Origin of the sequence: Cryomorpha ignava (genome assembly GCF_010686655.1) — a bacterium.
In the GTDB taxonomy this organism is placed as follows: domain Bacteria; phylum Bacteroidota; class Bacteroidia; order Flavobacteriales_D; family Cryomorphaceae; genus Cryomorpha; species Cryomorpha ignava.
This window is the reverse complement of the sequence record NZ_JAAGVY010000029.1, coordinates 15,161-40,173: the sequence shown is the minus strand read 5'-3', so window position 1 is coordinate 40,173 and position 25,013 is coordinate 15,161. Positions and strand designations below refer to the sequence as shown.

Below are 25,013 nucleotides of genomic sequence, written 5' to 3'. Positions count from 1 at the left end.
CAAAGTCACGTCAAACAAACAAACCAGTCACCAATCACCAAAAACCAAAAACAAATCACCAAAAACCAAAAACCAAAAACTAAACACTAATCTCCCGCACCACTTCAAGCACCCCATCGCCATATGATGTAGGTCTTATTCCAAAAGCCTTTTCAATCTTGTCGCTATTAAAAACATAATCGCGATCGTATTGGTAATACATTTCGACCATTTCGCGCATAATCGACATAAAAATACCCATTGTTTTTACCATGAACTTTCCGGCTACCTGCACCTTTCCTTCGCGCCCCATTGCACGGGCATACATATCTATCCACTCTTGCCCGGTAGGCGGGTTTTTAGCCGTCGGCAAGTGCCACACTTCTCCATAAGCTTTATCCGAATTTCCGAGCAGCGCGGTCGCTTTAGCTGCATCGACGGTATAAGTAAAAGAGTGCTTGCAATCCAATTTCCCCATCCAATTGGCCTTTTTACCTTTGGCGAGATTTTCTACGACCATTTGTCTCAACATACCGTTCTTTCCCACTCCAGGGCCGTAAAAATCTGCCGATCGGGCAATCGTCGCTTCTAGTTCTCCGGCTTTTACTTTTTCCATCAGCGTGCGCGCTATCTCTGCCCGCACCTTGCCTTTTTGACTCACAGGATCAATCGGCGTTTGCTCATCCATCATATTCAAATGATGCGGACTGTACATATAAATATTGTCGAAAAAAACCAGCCTTGCATTCGCTGCTTTACACGCCTCTATGGTGTTGCGCATAATTGTGGGCCAGTCGCGCTGCCACACTTTAGCTTTATACTCTAGCCCTACCGTGAGATACACCACAGCTGATCCTTCAACAGCCTTTTCAACCTCTTTTTGACTCAGTAAATCGCAAGCCACCAGCTCATCTGTGGGATTTACCTTTTTGGGATTGCGGCTCACTATTCTTATTTTATCTGTATAAGCAGTCAATTCTTTGGCAAGCAAAATACCAATCGTTCCGCCGCCACCTAATATCGTTTGAGTCATAATAGATTTCTTTTTGTGAAGGTAAAATATTTTTTGAATGACTGCGCAACTTTGAGAATGTATGTTATACCATATCAACTTATGTTAAAGTGATCAGCGCATCTGTGGCAATCCCTTTTCTCAAAACCGTACATTTGCATCATGTACAAACTTCTGTTTCTTCTATCTCTTTTGTTTTTGCTTTCGCCGAAAGGCTTTACCCAAACCACCCACGGCTACTACGAAAATAGCCTAAGCATGTACAATAGCGGAAACATGACGCAGGCGCTGGGTGAGGTAAATAAGCTTCTGGCAATCGAACCCGAAAACCAGGAAGGATTATACCTCCGCGCATTTATTTACCTCAATACCGATCAAAAACAAAAAGCGCTTTATGATTACGAAAAGCTTTTGAAAATAAACCCTAACCACGAAGGCGCATTGACAAACCGTGCCTTGATAAACATGGAATTAGAGAATTACGATGCCGCCTTGGTCGATCTCAACAAGCGGGTAGAAATAGATTCCGAAAACTGGCAGGCCTTATTCGACCGCGCCTACTGCAAAGGCTTAAAAGAAGATAATGCCGGTGCCATAGCCGATTTCAAAAAGGTAATTGCCTTGCATCCCGATTATGCCGCTGCGTACGCCAATCTGGGATTTTCGAAAATCAACGCCTTAACCTCCGGCGGCATGATCAGGCCAGCCCCCTCACAAACCCGCGATGCCTGCCAGGATTTACAAAAGGCCGAAGCCCTGGGCGATACTACTGTGGCGGAGATGATTAGGATATATTGTAATGAAAAATGATGTGCGGATGTGCGGATGTACGGATGTGCGGATGTACGGATGTGCGGATGTACGGATGTACGGATGTGCGGATTTATTGCAAATCGAAAGATTTACCAATTATTCTCTTCGGTTGGCTAATGTCTACCGATACTTTTTGAGATTAATATTTTAGTATAACCTGCTCTACATTAATTATTTTTTATCATTATAACCACTTGTTTGTTAACGCCTCTCCCGCCCCCAACCCCTAACCCCTAACTAATCTCTATACACATCGTACTCGAAAATTGTCTTTTGGTGTTCAGACCTTATAAATCGCTGTTCATCAAAGCCTTCCCGCACCCGTGCACTCCTCTCGGCGAAAAGCCTCGTCGGATGCAGGAAGGGCGCCAACACTCATTTCACCCAAGAGACTATTTTTATCATTTAAATCAACCTATCTACGAAGTCCTCGTGTCATGAAATTCAAGGTTTCAAATGGAACCATAGACCGTGCGGAGGCAGCTCCCCTTTAGGGGCTGGGGGTGTGTGCAGGCATTGATTCACAGACAATTAAATTGATTTATAAGTCAAAGGATTCAAAGGCAGAAAAAAGATGTGCATAGAGATTAGAATCCCTAAAGGGGCGAGCCCACCGCACATCATAGTGCTTCGAAGCACATTTATTCAGTAAAGTCAAAGATGAATTTGTTTGGCATTTTATTGATCAAAATAACTCTCTTATCATGATGCTGTTCACTACTTACTTCGGTCGTGAGATTCTGTGTTAAAGTGAGCTAAGTCGAAATGAGTGTATCGGACTCCCTTTAGGGCCGGGGAGCGGGAAGGAGTTGATTATTTCCCTTCCATCCGGTATCCCTTTGATCATGGGTCATGAAATCGGTGCTAAGTTAAATTGCCAATTGCCCATTGCCAACTAAGCGAAGCGACCTCACGCAGCGCAGCAAGTAATTGCTTATTGTTAATTGCCTATTGCTAATTGCCTATTGCTAATTGCCTATTGTCCATTGCCTATTGATTTCGCTTCTTAACTGCCGTCCTTGCGGTCAAAAAAGATCCAATTTAATTAGAGCGGTCAGCAACTACGATTTTTCCATGAAATTCTAATTTGCCCATTGCAAATTACCATTGCAAATTGCCCATTGCCAATTTATCTTCACCGACTTCTCATTTGCCTATTGCCCATCGCAAAATTGCCTATTGCTAATTAAAATCACTTCGGTGGATTCAAATTAAGCTCCAAACAAATATTAATATGCTTATACAAAACCGCACCCATCGACGTAAGCCGCAGAAAACCTTTATTGTTATGATATTCAGCGAGTTCACGCTTTAATATTCCCAACCTACCGGCATCAGTAATGTGGTCTTTGCGCATGGTTTTAATTAGCCGCTGAAGTTGGTACCGGCTCGCTCCTACGCGTCTCCGCATTAGCGAACGCTCTTCGTTTTGATATTGGGTTACACTGTTTTCGCCCAGAAGCTTGAGCGCCATATCAACAAATTCGAAATTCTCTTTAAAGAACTGCGGCAAATATACTTTCAGTCGCCCCTCATAACTTTGCTGATCAAAATCTATGGCACGGATACGGTACTGCATCTGGTCAAAATCTGGGGTCATATCTATCACAAAATTGTACGAACGCATATCGCCCAGCAGCCGCACAAAGCATCGCTGGTTGAATTTTACAAACTCTTTTGCCAGCCGCACTATGTGTTGCCCCTCCTCATCTACATTGTGTTTCAGAAACTGATCGCCGGGAATTCCCGAAATATGTTGCTCTACCAGCGTATCTTCATTTACCAGATAAAACACCTTGTTTGGCGAAAGCATCTCTTCGAGCTCCAAACCATATACCCGGCTGGCATCGGCTCGTTTTATATAGTAATAATCGTAGTTGTCGTTAAGGAGGTTTCTGATTTTAATCCGAAAAGGATTTGAATTTCCAAAAAGGCAGTAATCTACATTTTCTACCGTAAGGTGCTCCATTACAGTATGCTCCAGCTCGGCAGTGAGGTAAACGTATATGCGCAGCAGGCTGTCGTTAATCTCTACCTGCTCAGAGCGCGAGTACATTACCGTGCGCCACAGGGTATCTTTACCACTCAAATCGAGTACCGGAAAAGAAGCATCCCAACGCAATAAATCGTTGTACGTAATATCGAAATGAAAATAGCGCTGATAACGCGCGAGATAAACCACGAACTGTTTACTGATAGGAAACGATGGTTTTTTCTTACTGATAATATTCTCAAATTCGCGGTGCAGATCCATAAAAAGCTGGTATATTTTTTGAGCAAGATAAGACGCTGAAATGTTTTGACGAAATATTTGCCGAAAAGGCGGTAATTATTTCAGGATTTAACCGAAATAGTATTTTTATGACCATGAAGTTTACAGCTCACCTTACAATTTTCATTTTTTGCTTAGCCTTTTTCAGCGTACAAAATACAATTGCTCAAACGCAGATTTCAGGACGTATCGCAAACCTTGATTCTAAAGAGTATATTCCCTTTGTGCATGTCCTTCCGGCAAATAAGCGTATCGCACCTACCGTTTCAAATATTGAGGGCTATTTCACCTTGCACATTCCGGCAGGAATTAATGCGACCGATTCTGTCCGATTTTCGTGCATTGGCTATACCCCTTATTCTTCCTCTGTTTCGATTCTAGCCCTCAATCCCGATATAAATATGGAAAGGGCTTCCGCCGATCTAGGCGAGGTGGTGATTACCGCGGTGGAAGATCCTGCGTACGCCATTATGCGAAAGGTGCTAGCTAGGCGGGATCAAAACAATCCGGAATCGCTAAATCATTTTAAGTTTTCGGCTTACAATAAAGCCAATATTGATATAGAACGCACCGATTCAATTCAAGCCGATCTAGCTAAAACCGGATTTGAAAATGCACACTTTATGATGCTCGAAAGTGCCACCGAGGTGGTGTACAAAAAGCCGGGCAAGTGGAATGAAAAAGTACTTGCCGGTAAAATGTCGGGCATTAAAATTCCGTCGATCTCGCTGGTATCCAATTCATTTCAGCCTTTTACCTGTTACGGCAATTACCTCAGCGTTGCGGGTTTCGACTACCTGAATCCCATAAGCCCTAACAGTGCTGCACGGTACAAATTCACCTTGCGCGATAGTGCCCAGGTAGAAGGCGAAAAAGTCTATATTATCAGCTTTGCCCCGCGTAAAAATGCCGCCGAAGAACTGATGGAAGGAACTTTGAGCATTTCTGCAAATAGCTATGCGCTGGTTAATTTCCTGGGCAAAAATACCGGCGAATATACGTTGATGTATTTTGAAATCAGGCAGGCTTACACCAAAACGGACTCCCTGTGGTTTCCGCATGAAAGCAATACCACTTATAGTTTTCCCAACGAAGATATGGGATCAACCATTATTGCTTCGAGTTCTACTTTTATTAAGGATGCCAATTTGCAATATATTCCCAAAAAAGGCGATTTTGGGATTGCCGACATCCAGACCTCTGCATTACGCAAACCGGTACCAGACAGCATGTGGACAACTATTCGCGACAAACCACTTTCCATTGAAGAATCTAACACCTACGCCGTTTACGACACTTTGCCTACCCAAATTCTCAATTCCATGAATTGGTTTATGAATCAATCTGAAGCGCTGGCTCAGGGTCGATTGAATTTCGGTAAAGTCGATTTTTTGCTCAACCACCTGGCCGGTTTTAACCAATACGAGGGTTTTAGGCTCGGCGCAGGCCTCGCAACCAGCCAGAAACTTGTGAAGTGGATGAGCGCAGAGGGCTACGCCGCTTATGGGTTTAAAGATGAGGCGTGGAAATACGGAGGCGGACTTCGGTTTTTTATTCAACCGAAGCGCGAGCTTGAGCTCGGACTTTTTTACCGCAGCGACGTAGCAGAACCGGGGCGCATGAGGTTTAGCAAAGATATTGGCTATCTTCAGGGCGGTGAAACCATTCGCAATCTTTTTATTCGCCGAATGAACCCCGTTGAGCAATATGAGGCCGCACTAACCTACAGACCTGCGCGCGGACTAAAATTGAAAACCTTCTTTATACGCGAAGATCGCACACTTGCCGATGCCGATTACTTTATTGATAATGTACTAAGTGAAACAAACATAACCTCAACATCAATAGGCCTTGAGCTGCGATATGCTCCCGGCGAATCGCTTATGCAAACGGGTAGAGCATTTACTGCCATTAAGCAATCTTATCCGCGTATGCGTTTTCTTATAAATCAGGCATTAGACAATGTATTTGATGGAAGCACTTCATTTACCCAATTGCAGGTAGAAGTAGAACACGAATTTAAAATTCGCGGTGTAGGCACCACGCGCCTATTTGGAAATGCCGGTAAAGTCTACGGCGAGAATGTGCCATATCCTTATCTCTACTTCGGCCGTGGTGGTGAGGGCCAGACCGATGTGGGCATTCTTTCTACCGGTTATTTTCAAACAATGGATTTGTATGAGTTTCTGAATGACGAATACTTCCAGACAGGTTTTATTCACAATTTCGGGAGCATATTTGGCATTAAAAAGTCCTGGTCAAAACCAGAACTTAAAATGGCATATATGGCTGCTATTGGCAATTTAAGCGATAGCAATGCTACAGATATTCCCTTTGCTTACGCGAAAATGACCAAACCCTATCTGGAGGGCGGTTTAATGATCGATAATATACTCCGCATGTCAAACACCTTTTATTACAGCGGCTACGGAGTAGGTGTTTTTTACCGTCACGGAGCTTATGAAATGCCAAAATTTGGTGACAACCTAAGCTTTATTTTCAGTTTTGCGATAAGTCTATAGAAGAAATAGAGTAGGAAAACTGCTAAAAACATGCTTTAGTCGGGAATTTACCTCCTTAATAACATAGCGAATTCTTGCTATAACAAAGTTTTCTTTTAGAGTTTTGAAGATCACTTATAGGATCACCAATTCATGATTTAACAGAAATTTCCTGATTTCCTATCCGTTCTTATTGAATGAACAGGCAGTATCGCTCGGTTTTTCGCGTACACATTCCCCACTTTAATTTGTTGATTGCTTGGTCGTTGAGCGAAGTTCTAAGTCAAAGCCTTATGATAACCAACCACCTGCACGCTTATTTTAACCCATAAAAGTCACCGAAACCCTTGGGTATAACCTGCGTAAACGTGGCCTGATTCGAATAGAAACTAACATTTTTATGTTGATTACTTTCAAATTGAAGATGTGAACAACCCACTAAAAATGAAGTTCTTTCAGGAAAATTTAAATCTTTCATTTTAAACATTCTAACAAAAAACTAGTAACATGAAAAAAGTATTAATTATTGCCGCAGCAGCGCTTTTCATTGGTTCTGCCGCTAATGCACAAGATGTAATGAAGCAAACCGGTGGAGAGCAAAACCTTGAAGTTTTATTTGCTCCACTTGGTGGTTCTCCAATTGGCATAAACGGAATTAAATACCGTAAATTCACTTCTGCAACAACAGCCATCAGAGCTACAGTATTTTTAGGATTTAATTCTACTACTGATAAAACACTTGGTGGTGGTACAGATTTTGAAGATGAATTGAAAACAGTAAACACCAGTTTTGACCTTTCTATACGTCCTGGTATCGAAAAGCACTTCTTAGGTACAGATCGCCTTTCTCCTTATTATGGTGCTGAAGCACTTATTGGTTTTGGAACTGAGTCAACAAAAGACGACCAAGTTTATGGTGCTGAAAATGAGATTGAAACAGTAAAACTCAGCAGTCAAGGGATGCTTACTTTAGGAGTAAACGGTATCGCTGGTGTTGATTTCTACTTCGCTGACAATATCTATTTAGGTGCTGAACTTGGTTTTGGAATTCAATATGAAATCCAAATGGAGGAAAAAGTTGAGTCATTGAATACATCAAACGGCGATATCAATTCAGGAGAAGTACCAGGTGGTAGCTCATTCAATGTTGGCCCTAACGTAGTAGGTGCAATTAGACTTGGTTTCTTGTTCTAGGAATTAGTATCTTAGTACTTTCTAAACAAAGAAACACAACTATGAAAATATTCAAAAAACAAATAAATGTAGCCGCAACTCTTTTTGTTGCAGCCGCATTAATTTTCACAACTTCGTGTACGAAAGACAACGAAAATTCGGCTTCAGCTTCTCAAAAATATGAAGGTAAAGCGGTAAAAGACAAGGCATTACAAGAAGATATTCAATCTGCTGCAGATCGCATGCCTCCTATTGCCTGGTATAATAGAACCATGGATAAGGTTATTGTTTTTGACCCGAAGAACGATTCAAAATCATTTGACTTTTCTGATCCAAACGACGGGTGGAATTTTAGCGAAGACGATGGAGTAGAATTTGTAGAAAACCCAAATGGTGGCGGAGTATTGTTCGTTAGCCCTGGTGCTTTCGGCTCTAATGCCGGTGGGTCGGGAACGGTGGTGGCAGGTAATACTGCCCTCAATGTTAATTATACTTTCTGCTTTTCTGTAGATGAGGATGCTTTGGGTCTTGACCTTGGTTTTGGTGATGTTGATTTTGACGGACTTTCAGGAGTTCTTGGAATCGCTGGTGATTTTGATGCACTTATGAATGAGGACTTTGATGAAGAAGGAGCAGATATCTTTGACTACTTTCAAGGCCTTGCCTATTATCTGGTATACGACAATGAAGCACAGGGCAATTATGATATCCTTAACTTTATTGAAGATTTGGAAGGTGCTGAAGATGAAAATGGAAAAGGATTTTCTGTGGTTTACGGATTCACCTCAACCTCATTCGCTTTTTACTTTTCAAAAGACGGAACTCTAAATGTTTCTGGTGGAAGTATGAACTTCAGCGGTAACTATTACGGAATCGTTTTCGACAATCTTCTTGATACTGATGGAGATGGTGATCTCTTAAATCTTGACTTTGTAGATGTGCCCGGTTTTGGCCAGATGGGCTGTAACTAGTATTACTATAACACATTAGTTAAACCCCGGCCTTGGTCGGGGTTTTTTATTGGAATAAATCGAGCTGCCCAGACTTAGATGGCCTTTTGAATAGCGAAAAATCATATTCAAATTTTGCCGGGTTGGGAAAGTATTTCTCTTTTGCGATTTTCATGGTATTCTTCACCATCTCCGCATAATTCCCTTCACCGCGCATTCGGGTTTTAAAACGGCTATCGTTCAGTTGCCCGCCGTGCGCATCAGCAATTTGGTTTAGCACTTTGTCTGCCCTGTCGGGATATGTGGTACGAATCCAGCCTTCGAATACATCGGCAATAGGTCCATTTAGCCGCACCATCGTATAGCCCACTCCTGCCGCGCCGCGGTTTGCTGCTTCTTTAACCAATGGGAGTATCTCGTGGCTATTGAGTCCGGGAATAATTGGTGCCATCATTACACTTACGCGAATGCCGGCAGCGGCAAGCTTCTCTACTGTTTCAAAGCGCTGCTTTATAGTAGCAGTGCGCGGCTCCATTTTTCTACGCAGTTCTTCGTTAAGCGTAGTAATTGAGATTGCCACCTTAACCAAATTTTGAGATGCCATTTCAGAGAGTAAATCTATATCGCGTTGTATAAGAGCATTCTTTGTAATAATACCCAGCGGATTTCGGTATTCGCTAAACACTTGTATCAACGAACGTGTAAGGCAAAGCTTGCGCTCTATGGGTTGGTAGCAATCGGTATTTCCCGAAAGGGTAATCGCAGCGGGTTTCCACGATTTACTGTCAAATTTCTCGCGAAGCAGACTTACGGCATTCTCTTTCAACAAAATGCGTTGCTCAAAATCGACTCCAGCAGAAAACCCCCAAAACTGATGCGAGTTACGCGCGTAGCAGTACGTGCAGCCATGCTCGCAACCCTGATATGGATTGATCGAAAAATCCATCCCCACATCGGGACTGGTCACCTTATTGATGATTGTTTTAGGAAAAACACTGGTAAATGTAGTCTGCCCTTCGCCGGTATCGTCGGGCAAATCAATACCCTCTTCATGCTCCCGCACGTACTCCTGACGCTGGAATTTATTATGCGGATTTATCTGCGCTCCCCTACCCTTTAATTCGTCTTTTCGCATAGGGCAAAATTACGGAAAATATCAATTAATTTTTGGGGAGGTGGTTTTGTTTATCTTGATGGGTGAGATGGGTTTTAGGTTTAGTCGTATTCTTTCAGTAATAGCCATATCTGTGGTTTGCACATAGCCGATGGGCTCCACCCATCGTTGGGCGATGTCAACCCGTCGGGGCTATTAGAAAACATTAGTTTATGATTCAATCCCATATATGACGTTCATCGTACTCGACATCATTTTTTTTTAGGATACCCAGAAATTCATTTTTAAAGGTTACATCACAATGATGCGCATGTTGATTTCCAATATATTTAGTTACTATATCCACATGACCTCTGCTTACAGAAAAAGCACCATATCCATCTTGCCAGAAAAAATTACTGAATTGAGAATCTATGGTTTTTATCCATTTTGACGAATTCGATTTAATTTGCTCAAGCAATTTAGCGAGTGCAACGTTTTTAGAAAGCTTGCAGAGGATGTGCACATGATCAAGATGCCCACCGACTATTAAAGATTGACAATCCATTTCATTACATACCCCACCGAGGTAATCAAATAGCTCAGCCTCTATTGATGGCAAGATTAGTTTCTCACGATTCTTAGTACTGAAAACAATATGCGTATATTGTATTACAAGAGATTGGCCCATTCTGAATAATTATTAGTTTGTAAATATTGAATTATCAATGATTTATAAAGCTAACAATAAATTCATTGTTTAAAATACCACATTATAATTCTAACGTAATTCACGCCAACATTCCAAAAGCCCCGAAGGGGTGACATCTCGCAGCTAACATCGGAATACACTAAAATTCCAAAAGCATTGGCGTACATATTCAATGTGATTAAACGGAGGACAGAAAAAACATGAAACACAAAAATTCCAAAAGCCCCGAAGGGGTGACATCTCGCAGCATAGGGTGGAACAAGCGAAGCGACGTGTAGCCCTGTGCTATTTATGAATAGTAATTCAAAAAATAAATGAATAAAATTCCATTCAATGAAATCCCCACATCGATTTCGAAAAACAAGAATCGATCATAAACTCAAAATACAAAATCATATCAATTCCAATTGTAAAACCGATCAAATCACGATTATCAATTATTAACCATTTAATTAAAAATTCAAAAACACATTACAACAATCTAATTAAGAATACAATACACGCTAATTCACCATCCCCGAAAGGGTAGACCAAATAACCATATAGAGAATGATGATTAAGTAGAACCCTGCTACAACCTTCAATTCCCTTTCTTTGCAAATTAGTTTACAGTGCAAACTATTTCAAAAACAACAATACTCGTGGATATACCAAAATCAGAGATACCTTTTGGACGCGTTTTTGGCGAGCTGGCAAAGGAGTATGTAGGTGTTTTTACACGCAGCCTGGAGCATTTGCCCATTAACAGGTATTTCTACGCGCTGGTGGTCATTGACAATCATAAAGGAGACTTGAGCCAAACAACACTCGGCGATGAGTTGTACCTTGATAAGGCATCTGTTGTACGCATGTTGGACTATCTGGAACAAAAAGATTGCATAAAGCGTTGTCCAAATCCTAATGACCGAAGAGCTCATATTTTGCACCTTACGGATAAGGCGAGAAAGATGATTCCCGATATAAAACAAGCTATTCAAAATTCGAACAAAGCTTGCTTGAAAAACCTGCCTGATAGAAGCATTACAGATTTTGAAGCCGAAATGGACATTGTGCGCCAAAGCCTTCAAAATGAACCTAGAAGAAATTACAAACTACATTTCGTAAAAAGTGAAGATTAGAATAATAAATATATTGGCTATAAGCCTTTTCGCCATTGTTTTTTCGGCTTGCGACAATGCCGATGCAACTCAGAACGACCGCCGTGGCGGGGATGTGATGGAAGCCGACTACGTGGTGGTAAAACCCACCGGCGTATCAAGCGAAATAAGCCTTTCGGGAAGTTTGATGCCCGCCGAATCGGCCATGCTTAGCGCACAGGCATCGGGCAAAGTCATTGAAATTTTCTTTGATGAAGGGCAGAAAGTAGACAAAGGCCAGGTATTGGTTCGGCTCGATTCGCGCGAGTGGCTTTCGCAACAAAATCAGCTTAAAGCTGAATTGGCTACAGCCGAAAAAGACCTGGAACGCAAGCAGAGCCTGGTCGATATACAAGGTGTAAGTGCAGCCGCTATAGATGATGCCAAGTTGAGAGTAGCGACCATAAAAGCGAGCAAGGAAGAAATAGATGTAAAACTGGATTACTCCACTATTCGCGCACCGTTTTCTGGCACTATTGGCCTGCGCAGCGTGAGTGTAGGTGCCTACCTTTCGGCAGGCGCACCGGTGGCTCAACTCGTTAAGCTCCACCCCTTGAAACTCGAATTTAGTGTGCCCGAAAAATACGCTGCTGATATTGCTGTAGGACAAAACGTAAGCTTCACAATTTCCGGAAATCGAAATACATTTACAGGGACCGTATATGCTGCAGAACCTGCTATAAATGAATCAACCAGAGCGCTAAGGGTAAGAGCTAGAGTGCCCAATGAAAAAGGCTTGCTAATACCCGGTGCCTTTACCGACATCTCTATTTCGCTTGACAGTATTCCCAACGGGTTGATGATTCCGACTGATGCCATTGTACCAAAACTAAATAACCAGATGGTATATAAATTTGAAAATGGAAAGGCAAAAGAAGTACAGGTGGTGCCGGGCATTCGCAAAACTTCTACCATTCAAATTATTGAAGGCCTTTCGGCGAATGATACTGTCATGATCTCGGGATTATTGCAAGTGCGCAACGGCATGGCTATTAAAGCCGGAAATGAACTCACACTTGAATCTTTGGAACAATAACCTATGAATCTTTCGTCACTAAGTGTTCAGCGGCCGGTGCTAGCAACTGTTTTCGCCATTGTAATCCTCATTTTCGGTGCCATTGGTTTTAACGAACTGGGTGTACGCGAATATCCCAGTGTCGATCCGCCTATTGTAACGGTTACTACAAACTACACTGGGTCGAGTGCCGACATAATGGAAACGCAAATTACAGAGCCACTCGAAGAAGAAATCAATAGTGTAAATGGTATCAAAACCATGAGCTCCATCAGTGCCGATGGGCGAAGTACCATTAAAATTGAGTTTGATCTTGGGACGGATATGGACAACGCGGCAAATGATATCCGCGATAAAGTGTCGCAAGCCATCCGGAACCTGCCTCCCGATGCCGACCCGCCTATTGTTCAAAAATCTGATGCCGACTCGCAAACCATTTTTGCCCTCACCGTTCAAAGTGAAAAGCGCGATCTGCTAGAATTATCCGACATCGGACTCAATATTTTTAAGGAGCAGCTACAAACGGTAAAAGGTGTAAGTGAGATCAATATTTGGGGCGACAAGCGCTATTCCATGCGGCTAGAATTGGACCCCAATAAACTTTCGGCTTATAAGCTTACTCCGCTTGATGTGCGTGATGCCCTGCTTTCGCAAAACGTTGAATTGCCTTCAGGACGCATAGAAGGTTACCGCACAGAACTTACCATTCGCACTTTTGGCCGCCTAAGTACGCAAGAAGAATTTGACAACCTCATTATTGCCAACCGCGATGGGGTACTTATTCGCCTCAAGGATGTTGGTACTGCTATGCTGGCACCGCAAAATGAGCGCACCCTACTACGCGGAAACGGCAGTATCCCTATGATTGGAATTGCCATTCAGCCCCAGCCGGGCGCAAACTATATCGAAATTGTAGATGAAGTTTACAAACGTGTTGAGCAAATTAAAAAAGACCTTCCGGAAGATATTCAACTGGGAGTTGCCATGGACAATACCCAATCCATTCGCCGGGCAATTAGTGAAGTCGAAAACACGGTATTTATCGCTTTCGGACTCGTTGTAATCGTTATTTTCTTCTTTTTAAGAAACTGGCGCACCACGCTCATCCCCGTTGTTACCATTCCCATTTCACTTATCGGTTCGTTTTTCGTAATGTACGTTGCGGGTTTCTCTATCAATATTCTTACCCTGCTGGGAATAGTATTGGCTACAGGCCTCGTAGTTGACGATGCCATTGTAGTAATGGAAAACATTTACGCACGAGTAGAGCGTGGTCAGAATCGTGTGCAGGCCGCTTTCGCAGGGTCGCGAGAGATTTTCTTTGCTATCGTTGCTACCACCATTACGCTTGTTGCCGTGTTTTTACCTGTTATATTTCTGCAAGGTGTAACGGGTCGACTCTTTCGCGAATTTGGTGTGGTAGTAGCCGGAAGTGTTGTCATCTCATCGTTTATTAGTCTTAGCCTCACGCCCATGATGAGTTCGCGATTGCTAAAAAAATCTGAACCCAAAAGTAATCTGGGAGCAAAGATTGGAAACTGGCTAAAAAGGCTGGGTGAAAATTACCGTAGCTCGCTTGATAAGTTTATGAATCGCCGCTGGATCGCTTTCGTCATTCTGGCGCTAAGCGTTGGATTAATTTTTGGCTTGGGAAGCCTTTTGCCGTCAGAGCTGGCTCCACTTGAGGATAAAGGGCGTTTTCGTGTATTTGCATCAGCACCAGAAGGTACTTCTTACGAAATGATGGATGACTACGTGCTTCAAATGCTGGCAATAGTAGATACCATGGCGCAACGGAAATCTATAATTTCGGTAACATCTCCTGGTTTTGGCTCTTCAAATTCTATAAATTCGGGATTTGTAAGTGTTAGACTTGTGGACTCGGATAAACGCGAAAAATCGCAAATGGAACTAGCCAACTCCGTAGCCGCAAAAGTAAAAGATTACAATTTTGCCCGCACGTTTGTTACGCAAGAGCAAACCATCTCAGTTGGCGGAGGTTTTGGGCAGCTTCCCGTGCAGTTTGTCGTTCAAGCTACTGACATTGAAAAAATCAAGGAGATTATTCCTGAATTTATGGAAAAGGCCCGTGCAAGTGGTGCCTTTGATGTAGTAGACCTCGACTTAAAGTTTAACAAACCCGAACTTCAGGTAGAAATAGACCGCAATAAAGCACGCGAAATGGGCGTAAATGTGCAGGATATTGCGCAAACCCTCCAATTGATGTTTAGCGGTCAGCGATTTGATTATTTCATCAAAAACGGAAAACAGTATTACGTAATAGGTCAGGCTACCAGAACAGCGCGCGATGAACCGTCCGATTTAACGAAAGTAACCGTTAGAAATCAAGCAGGTGAACCTGTTCAACTTGATAATTTGGTAAAAGTAAGCTTTGAGAGTAGCTCACCTCAGCTCTACCGCTACAACCGCTTTGTTTCAGCAACCTTTTCGGGAGCGCCCACTGAAGGTGTAACAATTGGAGAAGGAATAAACGCCATGCAAAAGGTCGCCGACGAAGTGCTCGACGAATCGTTTAGCACAAGTTTGGGCGGTGTTTCAAAAGAATTTAGCGAAAGCTCGGGAAATTTGATTTTCGCATTTGCTCTCGCGCTCGTACTTGTTTACCTCACACTCGCAGCTCAGTTTGAAAGCTTTAGAGATCCGCTTACTATCATGCTTACCGTGCCACTCGCCCTCGGGGGAGCCATTCTGGCATTGTGGCTATTTGGACACACACTCAATATTTTCAGTCAGATAGGGATGATTGTACTGGTAGGTATCGTTACAAAAAATGGAATTCTGATTGTAGAGTTTGCCAATCAACGCCGTAAGCAAGGCCTTGGCATCAGAGAAGCAGCTGTTGATGCAGCTGCACAGCGCTTTCGCCCTATTCTTATGACGAGTTTGGCTACCATCCTCGGCGCTCTTCCTATAGCTCTTGCGATAGGCGGCGCATCAACGAGTCGTATCCCAATGGGTGTTGCAATTATTGGTGGTTTGGCATTCTCGCTCATCCTTACACTTTACGTAATCCCGGTACTTTACACGTTCATTACCAACGCCAACAAGAAAGAATTGGTTGAAGAAAAACCCGAAAGCAATGAAGAATTTTAAACCAAATTATATGAAATATCTGGTTCTTTTCTTTTCCTTCGCTTCCGCAAATATGGCCTTTTCGCAGTCGGAAATGAGCCTTCAGGATTTGGTTAATACGGCGCTTGAACAAAATTACAATATACAGATTTTCAAGAATAATCAGCGTCAGGCCGTAAACAGCAATACCGCCGGAAATGCAGGTATGCTTCCCGATGTAGATTTAACTGGCGAGTACCGGGTAAGCCAGGGCAATTCAAACCAACAGTTTTTTAATGGAGAAGGACAAAGTGCGACCAATGCAACGAGCACTTCCCTTTCGGGAAATATTGGCGTAAACTGGGTGGTCTTTGACGGCCTGGCCATGTTTGCACGCAAAGAGCAGTTAGAAAAGCTGGAGCTTTTGAGCAAAGAAGACGTGCGTTTTTACATTGAGCAAACCGCATTTGATGTGGCTCAAACGTATTACCGCCTAGCGCAAGAGAAAAAATTACTCGAGTCGTTCCGTACATCACTCCGCGTATCGCAAACCAGATACGAGTTTGAAGACCGTGCCTTTGATGTGGGTTCTTCTAACGGTCTGGATGTACAGCAAGCTCTCGTTGACAGAAACACTGACAGCTCATTGGTTCTAAACCAAAAAGCACAAATTAGAGAATTGGAAATTGAGTTAAACCGTATCATTAATAGAGAACTCACTTCGGCCATTACCCCTACTGATACCATCGAGTTGACAGGCGATTTTAATCTGGTAAACTTAATGGAAGAGTCGCGTGCAAATAATGCCGAATTAAACCAGCAACAGCTTTTGGAACTCATAGCGCTGAGTGATGCAAAGATTGCCCGGGGTTTGCTATTTCCAGAAGTAGAACTTTTTGGCAATTACGCTTACAACAAACAGGAAAACGAAGTTGGTTTTCTATCTTCCAGCCGACAGTTTGGACCAAATTTCGGTTTGCGTATTCGGTTTAATCTCTATTCGGGAGGTCAGGAACGCATTCGCGCCGAAAACCTGAGTATAGAAGCCGAATCAGAAAATTACCGTAGCTCCGATTTGCAAAATGAGGTTGAGGCATCTGTACGTGTAGCCTACCTACGGTGGATCTCTCGTCTGGAGCAGGTTCAGCTCGAAAAAGAAAGTGTAGAAGCTGCCGATTTAGCTTTAAAAATTGCTTCTAAACAATACGAAATTGGCACACTCACCAATGTTGATTTTCGGGTTATTCAATTAAATGCCGTAAATGCCCAATCGCGTTTTTTAGAGGCGCAGTTTGCAGCCAAAAGTAGAGAGCTGGAATTGCAGAGGCTTAGTGGGAAGTTGATGAGTTCGGTGTTTTAATAGGCTCTTTTTGAACGGATTGATCATTCAAAAAACGTCGAAGTAAATTTCACTCAATATAATTTATAGCCGACCAGAAAGGTTTACTTGCTGCGCTTCTTGCGAGCAATGCGCTAAATTCCAATATATTTGGATATTTCGTGGTTTTGGCATTCATAAATTTACGTATTGAGGCTATAACAATCTGATCATTTTACCTGAATCGTGCAGCGACGAGTTTAGTCGACAGAGCCGCGGCTGATATAGAGAAGATAACGTTTTAAATTCCGTAATATGGCCGCGGGTGCGTAGATATCTAAGTGCGGGAATGTTAACGGCGGTGCTAAGAAATTTCCAAGAGATACCGACAAGGTTTTGTATCCCACACCAGCTAAGATACTTACGTGGCACGCCCTTTTGACCAACTGAGCGCGCACCTATTTTAGGTACCTCATACCAGAACTAAAACCGCGAGCAATTGTTGTATTTCACAAACGATAAAGATTTTCTCAATGGGATTTTTACCAGTTGAAAAAAAAACACAAAATAGAGTAAATCCATTAAATTGATTTCACCCATACCCCCTTTTGTCCTAAATTTGCGGCCGATGATTCGCAGTATAGAAGATAGACAAAAACGCATCATTGCCATCTGGCTTTTGGTTGGTGTTTTTATGATTATGATTCAGGTTTTACTGGGAGGAATTACCCGCCTTACAGGTTCCGGGCTTTCTATTACTGAATGGGCTCCCATAATGGGAACGATTCCTCCGCTCAATCAAGATGACTGGTTGGTTGCTTTTCACAAGTATCAACTTACTCCGCAATACCAGATACTCAATTCGGATTTCACTCTCTCTGAATTTAAAAATATCTTTTTCTGGGAGTGGTTTCATCGGGTTTGGGCGCGCTTTTTAGGCATTGTTTTTCTAATTCCTTTCGCCTTTTTTCTGGTTAAAAAATGGTTTACCAGGGAGATGACAAGGCCGATGATTATCTTGTTTCTGCTCGGCGCCCTGCAAGGTCTTGTAGGTTGGATTATGGTGGCCAGCGGATTGAAAGGCGATCGAGTAAGTGTAGTTCACTATAATCTGGCAGCCCATTTTATTTCGGCTATGGTTTTGCTCTGCTACACCTTGTGGTTTGCAATGACGCTCCTTTTTAACGAAAACCAGAAAACGTACGCACCAAAATTTCGTCGATATACACTAATTGTGCTCGTAGTTCTGGGTATTCAACTTTTCTACGGAGCATTTATGGCAGGGCTTCATGCAGCACTAGCGGCAAATACCTGGCCGGGTGTAAACGGTCAATTCTTCCCCACTATTTTTATCGGTGATGATCCCTGGTGGTATGCTATTTCGAGCTCACGCATAAATGTGCAATGGATTCACCGCGGTTTGGCGTATGTGCTCGCTATCCTTCTTGTAGTTTGGTGGTGGAAAGCAAGAAATACTGCAAAGTCACTGCCTCTTGCCCGGTTTGCCATTGTGCCATTCATTTTGGTTTTGGTTCAAATTATTCTTGGTATTCTCACTGTTTTATTGAGCACGACCAACATTCCGGTAACATGGGCAGTGCTGCACCAATTTAACGGAATGCTTTTGCTTATGGCCATTTTTATCGGCTATTTTTTGGTGACGAAGAAAGCGACAACTGAGCTTACAAAATAAAAGAATCGTTGCACTGATTTGTTCGTTTGACGTTTGCTACGCACCTTCGTTCTAAGCAAAAAGTAGTATGATGAATTTCAAAATGCTTGACATTACAGGAGAAATTTAAATCATACCATCTGAAGGCTTAAAAACTTGTTTTGATTCATTCAGAATTGGTAGAGCTATCAACATGTAAACCAAAGATAATGCATGACTGATTACTTCATCAAGGTTTAAAAAAGTGGTTTCATTTTCTGCGAAAAAAAAGCTGTTTAAATCTTTTGCACGCATCAATATGATTTATTCGATTTTTTCTGAATTACAAATTTAATAATACGTAATATTGATGTTAAAATAACTAAAGGACCTACCTTAGACTTTTAAAAATTCATTTCGATGCTCCCTTAAATCTAACATATGACCAGAATCTTTACTACGTTGACATTTTGCATGATGCTCACATTTGGCTACAGCCAAATTACCATCACAGGATCGGTAAGAGACATCGCAACGAATGAGACCCTGCCCGGTGTTACTATATATGCCAATAATTCCAAAAATGGAGTAAGCGCCGATATCAATGGCCAATATAGCCTTGCAACCAAGGCTGCTGATGATTCGCTCACCTTCTCATATATTGGTTATATCCCTCAAAAAGTGGCAATTGGCGGACGTACGACCATTGATATCAGCTTGGCTGTAGACACCAAGAATCTGGACGAAATAGTGGTGACCGCTTATGGTACCCAACGCAAAAGCGATCTTACCGGAGCGATAACAATGGTAAAGGCTGAAGAAATTACCAAAGTTCCCTCCTCAAACGCAATGCAATCCCTTCAGGGAAAAGTTGCCGGATTGCAAGTCGGGGCTTCATCTGGTGCGCCGGGATCAAGTCCTGTCGTGCGCCTCCGCGGTGTAGGTACATTTAATAATGCGTCCGTGCTGTATGTAGTAGACGGAGTTTTTACAAATGATATTAATTTTCTGTCTTCAAGTGACATTGAATCACTGACAGTACTGAAAGATGCCTCGGCAACGGCACTATATGGCTCACGCGGCGCAAATGGAGTGATCGTGGTAACCACAAAACGTGGTTCAAGCACTGCCGACGGCAAACCGCGTTTGCAATTTGATGCAGAATACGGTATCCAGGTACTCCCCAAAAAGATTGATCTGTTATCAGGTCAGGAATTTGCAGAAGTGTACAATGTTATCTACCCTGGCTCTTTCAACAACATTGCGCGGGTACCCAATACCGACTGGCAAGATCTTATTTTCCGCAAATCAGCACCCGTGCAATCTTATAATTTCTCCTTATCCGGTGCCTCAGAGCGCAACGATTATTACTTTGGCGTCAGCTACTTTAATCAAGAAGGGATCATCGAAAAATCAAAATACGAGCGGGTATCAATCAAACTGAACAATACATTTTACATTACAGACAATATCCGCACCGGAGTGAATCTCGTTGCCTCTCCTTCTCGAAGTAATGGTGCACCAAATGTATTTGCGAATGCTTATTGGGCATGGCCAAGCGACGTGCCTTACAATCCCGATGGGAGTTTTGCAGAAGTGCGGGGCGGTGGAAATCCTCTGGCAACAATTGAATACACCAACTCAGAAACCAACTCCCTAGTAAGTCTCGGTAATCTTTTTGCAGAGTTTGATTTTCTTAAAGACTTTACTTTCCGCTCAAGCGTCGGATACGAAGTGGAATATACGGAATCTACTTCTTTCACACCTGTATTCTTCGTTGCTCCACTTCAGTCAAATATAACGAGCGATCTCAATAAAAATCGTTTTCAACGTTTGAATTGGCTTTGGGAAAATACCCTCACCTATCGAAAGCAAATTAAAAGACACCGATTTGATGCTCTTGCGGGAATTACCTCTCAGCGCAATCACAGTGAATCTCTCGGAGCGTCTACTCAAAACCTGATCGACGAAAACCCGGATCTTTGGTATATCGGAGCCGGCGACAATACCTTTTTGACAGCCTCCAACGGTGCAGAAACCACAAGTATTTCATCGTACCTTTTCCGGTTAAATTACAGTTTTGATAATCGATATCTCTTTACAGTAAATTACCGCAGAGATGGTTCTTCAAAATTCGGAATCAATAACCTTTACGCCAATTTTGGTTCAGTCGCCTTGGGTTGGAATATTACAAACGAAGGATTTATGCGAGGCACTAGCAACTGGCTGACCAACTTAAAACTTCGCGGAAGTTACGGTACCGTAGGCAATGAAAAAATTCCGTGGGATAGGCAGTACACCCTTGTTAATAACGGAGAGAATGGCGTATTGGGTAATGATGAAGCCATTGCCACAGGTTCGAGTTACGGAGTGTTAGGCAATCCTGACCTGCGCTGGGAAACTACCGAACAATTGAATATTGGCTTTGATTTCGGTTTCCTCGATGACCGGCTGACTGGAGAAGTAGACTACTATGTGAAAACCACAAAAGATATTTTAGTGGGATTATTGTCTCCCGGACATCTCGGAAATGGTGCATTCACCACCACTACTCGAAATGCAGCCGAAGTACGCAATTCCGGTTTGGAATTTCAGGCTCTTTGGCGTGATGATCTCCAAAACGGAATCAGCTACCAAATAGGTGGTAATTTTGCCACAATAAAGAATGAAGTGCTCAAGATGGGGCGCCTTACGGGTAATAATTCTTTCATTGCCTCCGGTGCACTGGGCAACGGCGAGTTGGTAACCTATACTACAGTAGGCGGTCCGATCGGAGCGTTTTACGGCTTTAAGGTCGATGGTGTATTTCAAACCGAAGACGAACTCGCTTCCTCACCCTCGCAGGACGGACAGCAGGTGGGCGACTTAAAATTTGTGGATGTAAACGGAGATGGAGTTATTACCGATGCCGACAAAACCATCATCGGCTCATACATCCCAGATTTTATTTATGGTTTTAATTTGAATGTAGGCTATAAAGGCATTTCACTTGGATTTGACTTTTACGGACAATCTGGCAATGAAATATACAATGGTAAAAATGCGGTGCGTCCCAACCAGAACAATTACGAAGCCCAGGTGGCCGATTACTGGCGGGGACCTGGAACTAGCAACACAGAGCCACGACCCACAGCAGGAGGTCTTAACTATCAGCCTTCGGAATATTTCATCCAGGATGGTTCTTACTTCAGATTGCGCACGCTTACACTTGCTTACGAATTTCCAAAACAATGGATGGAAGCCATTAAGGTGTATCGTGCTTCAGTATATTTGCGGGGCACAAATGTGTTTACACTTTCAGAATACACCGGCTACTCTCCCGAGATAAACAGCGGCGATGTGCTTAGTTCAGGAATCGATCTCGGTGTTTTCCCCGTCACTTCAACCTATGCAATAGGTTTTAACTTTACTTTTTAATATCCATTAAATATGAATCCACTCGGCAAACTATTTAAATCGATTTTCCCTTTTACCGTCCTGTTCTTGTTCGTGTGTCTTACGCCTTCCTGTTCAGACGACTTTTTAGATAATCCTCCTCAAGGATTTCTGACTGATGGGCAGTTTCCTGAAAGTGCAGAAGATGCACTCAGGGCTGTAAACGCCATGTATTCAGATCTGCGAGTTTGGCAGGTGTACTACGGTGGCTATCCAATAGTAGATATCATGAGCGACGATGCCCATAAAGGAAGTAATCCAGGCGATGGAGTGAATATGACCCTATTCGAAAAGTACACTTTCGGTGCAAACATTGGTGATTTGGGAGCTTGGTATGCCAGTACGTATGAGGCTATTAAATCTACTCACGTGGTGATAGATAAAGTGCCGGCTATAGAAATGGATGAAACTCTAAAAACCCGATACATCGCCCAAGCCAGATTTTTACGTGCCTTGCATTATTTTCAGCTTGCGCGAAGTTTTGGAGATGTGCCTAAGGTGACCGCCTTAAATCCGGCCGGCGACCTCCCAAGATCACCCAAAGCCGAGATTTACAATGAAATCATCATTCCAGACCTTATTTTTGCTCGTGATAATTTGCCGACAAAAATCGAATGGTCGGGTGCAGATGCCGGCCGAGCCAGCAAGCATGCCGCCCAGGCACTTTTGGCGAAAGCCTACCTTTATACCAGTCAATTTCAACTCGCCGCAGATGAAGCAATGGAAGTGGTCAATTCCACTCTGTACGATCTGGAGATCGATTATTCGAGTGCTTTTAGACCAGAAGGTGAGTTTGGCATAGAATCAGTCTTTGAAGTAGGAGCTTTGCCATTTGGCACCGGGGCTGAAGGTGGCAATCAGTTTGCCAATACCCAATCTGTGCGTGGCACACCTAACAGAGGTTGGGGATTTAACCGCCCATCGCTTGATCTGATCAATTCTTTTGAGGAAGATGATGTTCGTATGGAAGCCACCGTAATATTTCTTCAGGAAATTATAGACGGAGTACTGATAGAAGGCGATGGCCCGACACCTGATGAAACGCTTGATGGCGATGGAAATGTAATCCAAATTGAAACATACAACCAGAAGGTATGGGTTCCGGGCACCGACACTCAAGAGCCTTTCGGATACAATGTGAAAGAAATGCGTTACGGAGAAGTACTCCTCATTGCAGCCGAAGCCCTTAACGAAGCGGGTAGTCCAGGATTGGCTTTGATTGAGCTGAATAAAATACGCCTTAGAGCAGGACTGGAAGATATTACTGAAACCGATCAAAGCATCCTTCGCGCACTTATCCTCACGGAACGCCGACATGAAATGGCACTGGAACAAGAGCGATTTTACGACTTGGTGCGCACAGCAAATGCCCCAGCTATATTGGGTCCACTAGGCTTCGTTTCGGGCAAGCACGAAAACTTTCCAATGCCCTCTTCTGAACTTCTTTTGAATTCCAACCTTACCCAAAACTCTGGTTGGTAATATTTTTTGTTAAACATGACATTCATAAGAGCAGAGTGTTAACTTTACATTATCATTTAAACAAATCATTAATGAATATGAATGTCTTAAAATTAAAATCTCTTATCTGGCTTATGGCCGGAGTTCTTGTCTTTTCAGCTTGTAAAGACGACGACACTGAAGACCCAACCTTGGCTGTATCATCAATTACGACAACTGATGGAACTGATCTATACGGAGCTACGAGTGCAACAACAGTTGGTACCGATCAAAATATTCTTATCGGTTTCTCTGGTACTATTAATGGGAGCACCCTTGGAAATGTAAAGCTTAAAAATGGCGATAATACCGTTGCTTCAAGCGTAACTGCTTCGGGTAGTACTGTTACTATAGATCCAACCGAGCCACTTTTTGGTGGTACAGTTTACACAGTTCAAATTAATGGTGTGCAATCTACAGATGGTGCGACTTCAGGAAATGTAAGTACTTCTTTCACTACTGCCGGTATTGGTCTTGGAACTGCTCCTCAGGCTGGAAATCAACGCATGTACCTTCAATTGAATGGCAATGTGGTGGATGTAACCGGAAATGCGGCAGCTGGTTTTACTCAAGTAAGCTATACTACAGATCGTTTTGGTAATGAAAATTCGGCTGCCTATTTTGGTGGATCGTTTGGTGCACCAGGTACTGGTGACATTGTTGAATTAAGTGGAGATAATTTCTTGTTTCCAAGCATGACTTACAGCCTTTGGGTAAAAATTGATCATGCAGACTATCCAGAAGGTCAAAGTAAAAGAGTATTTGGTATTGGGGTAGAACGAGGTTATTTTCTTGAACTCGGTGACAATGGTGTTGCTTGGATGAAAGTGGCTACGAGCCACGAAGTAAGTCCTGATCCTGCCAATATCAGTTTTGCCACATCTTGGTCAGACAATATTAATGGAGGTGGTAATACGGATGATTTAACTTTGGTTAATTATACCGGTTCTATTTCAAATGATATTATGACAAGCAATGACTGGCATCAAATCATTATGTCGTATAACGCTGAAACCACAATGAAATCCATTTATGTAGATGGAACTTTAATTGCTCAGTATAACTTGAGCTGGAATTCTGATCCAACTTTTGAATACAACATGAAAGACATGGCATTTAATGATTTAAGTGGAATTGAACCAGTAGTAGGATTAGATAAAACCCTAGCATTAGGCTTTACATCAAGTAGAGCTAATACTGCTACAGGTTGGTCGATTTACACTAATGAACAAAATACTTATAAAGGTTCGATGGACGACTTCCGTATTTGGAATGTAGCTTTGACTCCAGAACAAGCTTCTGGCCTTTACACCGCTGAGAAGCCGTAAGCAGTCAACAACAAACAACTTCAATTAATTTTCGGGGGATTTCGGCATCGAAA

The 25,013-nt window shown here is 42.7% G+C and carries 17 protein-coding genes; 12 read left to right on the top strand and 5 right to left on the bottom strand.

Annotated elements, in window-relative coordinates:
• Nucleotides 1-79: 79 nt before the first annotated feature.
• Entirely contained in the window at nt 80-1,012 is a 933-nt protein-coding gene (locus G3O08_RS13985) for an NAD-dependent epimerase/dehydratase family protein (protein ID WP_163286008.1), read from the bottom strand.
• Nucleotides 1,013-1,153: 141 nt separating this feature from the next.
• On the opposite strand from G3O08_RS13985, the gene G3O08_RS13980 reads away from it, so the two are divergent.
• Nucleotides 1,154-1,801 carry a tetratricopeptide repeat protein gene (locus tag G3O08_RS13980; RefSeq protein WP_163286007.1) on the top strand — a complete coding sequence of 216 codons (648 nt, stop codon included), beginning with the start codon at nt 1,154-1,156 and terminating at the stop codon, nt 1,799-1,801.
• A gap of 1,195 nt (nt 1,802-2,996) precedes the next feature.
• Here the strand turns inward: G3O08_RS13980 and G3O08_RS13975 are convergent.
• Nucleotides 2,997-4,058, bottom strand: a complete 1,062-nt coding sequence (locus G3O08_RS13975; RefSeq protein ID WP_163286006.1) for a hypothetical protein — start codon at nt 4,056-4,058, stop codon at nt 2,997-2,999.
• A gap of 113 nt (nt 4,059-4,171) precedes the next feature.
• Between G3O08_RS13975 and G3O08_RS13970 the strand changes: the two genes are divergently transcribed.
• From G3O08_RS13970 to G3O08_RS13960, 3 genes are all read left to right on the top strand, one after another.
• On the top strand, nt 4,172-6,598 hold the full coding sequence (locus tag G3O08_RS13970) for a DUF5686 family protein (protein ID WP_163286005.1): 2,427 nt from the start codon (nt 4,172-4,174) through the stop codon (nt 6,596-6,598).
• Nucleotides 6,599-7,084: 486 nt separating this feature from the next.
• Nucleotides 7,085-7,771 (top strand): BT1926 family outer membrane beta-barrel protein, encoded by a 687-nt coding sequence (locus G3O08_RS13965; protein WP_163286004.1) that lies wholly within the window; start codon nt 7,085-7,087, stop codon nt 7,769-7,771.
• 41 nt (nt 7,772-7,812) lie between these two features.
• The gene (locus G3O08_RS13960) at nt 7,813-8,721 is read left to right on the top strand and encodes a hypothetical protein (protein WP_163286003.1); all 909 of its coding nucleotides are present in this window, start codon (nt 7,813-7,815) and stop codon (nt 8,719-8,721) included.
• A gap of 46 nt (nt 8,722-8,767) precedes the next feature.
• Here the strand turns inward: G3O08_RS13960 and G3O08_RS13955 are convergent, their stop codons facing one another.
• The gene (locus G3O08_RS13955; RefSeq protein WP_163286002.1) at nt 8,768-9,835 is read right to left on the bottom strand and encodes a PA0069 family radical SAM protein; all 1,068 of its coding nucleotides are present in this window, start codon (nt 9,833-9,835) and stop codon (nt 8,768-8,770) included.
• A 196-nt stretch (nt 9,836-10,031) separates the two neighbouring features.
• Nucleotides 10,032-10,484: an IS200/IS605 family transposase gene (gene tnpA, locus G3O08_RS13950; RefSeq protein WP_163286001.1), complete on the bottom strand. Its 453-nt coding sequence runs from the start codon at nt 10,482-10,484 to the stop codon at nt 10,032-10,034.
• Nucleotides 10,485-11,146: 662 nt separating this feature from the next.
• Between tnpA and G3O08_RS13945 the strand changes: the two genes are divergently transcribed.
• From G3O08_RS13945 to G3O08_RS13925, 5 genes are all read left to right on the top strand, one after another.
• Complete coding sequence (locus G3O08_RS13945) at nt 11,147-11,623, top strand: MarR family winged helix-turn-helix transcriptional regulator (RefSeq protein ID WP_163286000.1); 477 nt, start codon at nt 11,147-11,149, stop codon at nt 11,621-11,623.
• Nucleotides 11,613-12,677 (top strand): efflux RND transporter periplasmic adaptor subunit, encoded by a 1,065-nt coding sequence (locus G3O08_RS13940; protein WP_163285999.1) that lies wholly within the window; start codon nt 11,613-11,615, stop codon nt 12,675-12,677. The genes G3O08_RS13945 and G3O08_RS13940 overlap by 11 nt, the downstream gene beginning before the upstream one ends.
• 3 nt (nt 12,678-12,680) lie before the next feature.
• A complete protein-coding gene (locus G3O08_RS13935) occupies nt 12,681-15,770 on the top strand; it encodes an efflux RND transporter permease subunit (RefSeq protein WP_163285998.1) in 3,090 nt (1,029 codons plus the stop codon).
• Entirely contained in the window at nt 15,757-17,088 is a 1,332-nt protein-coding gene (locus tag G3O08_RS13930) for a TolC family protein (protein ID WP_163285997.1), read from the top strand. Before G3O08_RS13935 ends, G3O08_RS13930 begins: the two co-directional genes overlap by 14 nt.
• Before the next feature lie 586 nt (nt 17,089-17,674).
• Entirely contained in the window at nt 17,675-18,739 is a 1,065-nt protein-coding gene (locus G3O08_RS13925; protein WP_163285996.1) for a COX15/CtaA family protein, read from the top strand.
• Between the two features lie 105 nt (nt 18,740-18,844).
• On the opposite strand, the gene G3O08_RS13920 is transcribed toward G3O08_RS13925, so the two are convergent.
• Complete coding sequence (locus G3O08_RS13920; protein WP_163285995.1) at nt 18,845-19,012, bottom strand: hypothetical protein; 168 nt, start codon at nt 19,010-19,012, stop codon at nt 18,845-18,847.
• Between the two features lie 126 nt (nt 19,013-19,138).
• Here G3O08_RS13920 and G3O08_RS13915 point away from each other — a divergent pair, with 126 nt between their 5' ends.
• The 3 genes from G3O08_RS13915 (at nt 19,139) to G3O08_RS13905 (ending at nt 24,960) form a co-directional block, all read left to right on the top strand.
• Nucleotides 19,139-22,114 carry a SusC/RagA family TonB-linked outer membrane protein gene (locus G3O08_RS13915; RefSeq protein ID WP_163285994.1) on the top strand — a complete coding sequence of 992 codons (2,976 nt, stop codon included), beginning with the start codon at nt 19,139-19,141 and terminating at the stop codon, nt 22,112-22,114.
• A gap of 12 nt (nt 22,115-22,126) precedes the next feature.
• On the top strand, nt 22,127-23,614 hold the full coding sequence (locus G3O08_RS13910; RefSeq protein WP_163285993.1) for a RagB/SusD family nutrient uptake outer membrane protein: 1,488 nt from the start codon (nt 22,127-22,129) through the stop codon (nt 23,612-23,614).
• A gap of 77 nt (nt 23,615-23,691) precedes the next feature.
• A complete protein-coding gene (locus G3O08_RS13905; protein ID WP_163285992.1) occupies nt 23,692-24,960 on the top strand; it encodes an Ig-like domain-containing protein in 1,269 nt (422 codons plus the stop codon).
• Nucleotides 24,961-25,013: the final 53 nt, after the last annotated feature.

What these genes read in the sequence shown, in the direction of transcription:
- G3O08_RS13980 (WP_163286007.1), top strand. Translation starts at nt 1,154, where the DNA reads ATGTACAAACTTCTGTTTCTTCTATCTCTTTTGTTTTTGCTTTCGCCG.
- G3O08_RS13925 (WP_163285996.1), top strand. Translation starts at nt 17,675, where the DNA reads ATGATTCGCAGTATAGAAGATAGACAAAAACGCATCATTGCCATCTGG.
- G3O08_RS13965 (WP_163286004.1), top strand. Translation starts at nt 7,085, where the DNA reads ATGAAAAAAGTATTAATTATTGCCGCAGCAGCGCTTTTCATTGGTTCT.
- G3O08_RS13910 (WP_163285993.1), top strand. Translation starts at nt 22,127, where the DNA reads ATGAATCCACTCGGCAAACTATTTAAATCGATTTTCCCTTTTACCGTC.
- G3O08_RS13955 (WP_163286002.1), bottom strand. Translation starts at nt 9,835, where the DNA reads ATGCGAAAAGACGAATTAAAGGGTAGGGGAGCGCAGATAAATCCGCAT.
- G3O08_RS13915 (WP_163285994.1), top strand. Translation starts at nt 19,139, where the DNA reads ATGACCAGAATCTTTACTACGTTGACATTTTGCATGATGCTCACATTT.
- tnpA (WP_163286001.1), bottom strand. Translation starts at nt 10,484, where the DNA reads ATGGGCCAATCTCTTGTAATACAATATACGCATATTGTTTTCAGTACT.
- G3O08_RS13975 (WP_163286006.1), bottom strand. Translation starts at nt 4,058, where the DNA reads ATGGATCTGCACCGCGAATTTGAGAATATTATCAGTAAGAAAAAACCA.
- G3O08_RS13970 (WP_163286005.1), top strand. Translation starts at nt 4,172, where the DNA reads ATGAAGTTTACAGCTCACCTTACAATTTTCATTTTTTGCTTAGCCTTT.
- G3O08_RS13905 (WP_163285992.1), top strand. Translation starts at nt 23,692, where the DNA reads ATGAATGTCTTAAAATTAAAATCTCTTATCTGGCTTATGGCCGGAGTT.
- G3O08_RS13960 (WP_163286003.1), top strand. Translation starts at nt 7,813, where the DNA reads ATGAAAATATTCAAAAAACAAATAAATGTAGCCGCAACTCTTTTTGTT.
- G3O08_RS13935 (WP_163285998.1), top strand. Translation starts at nt 12,681, where the DNA reads ATGAATCTTTCGTCACTAAGTGTTCAGCGGCCGGTGCTAGCAACTGTT.
- G3O08_RS13920 (WP_163285995.1), bottom strand. Translation starts at nt 19,012, where the DNA reads ATGCGTGCAAAAGATTTAAACAGCTTTTTTTTCGCAGAAAATGAAACC.
- G3O08_RS13930 (WP_163285997.1), top strand. Translation starts at nt 15,757, where the DNA reads ATGAAGAATTTTAAACCAAATTATATGAAATATCTGGTTCTTTTCTTT.
- G3O08_RS13985 (WP_163286008.1), bottom strand. Translation starts at nt 1,012, where the DNA reads ATGACTCAAACGATATTAGGTGGCGGCGGAACGATTGGTATTTTGCTT.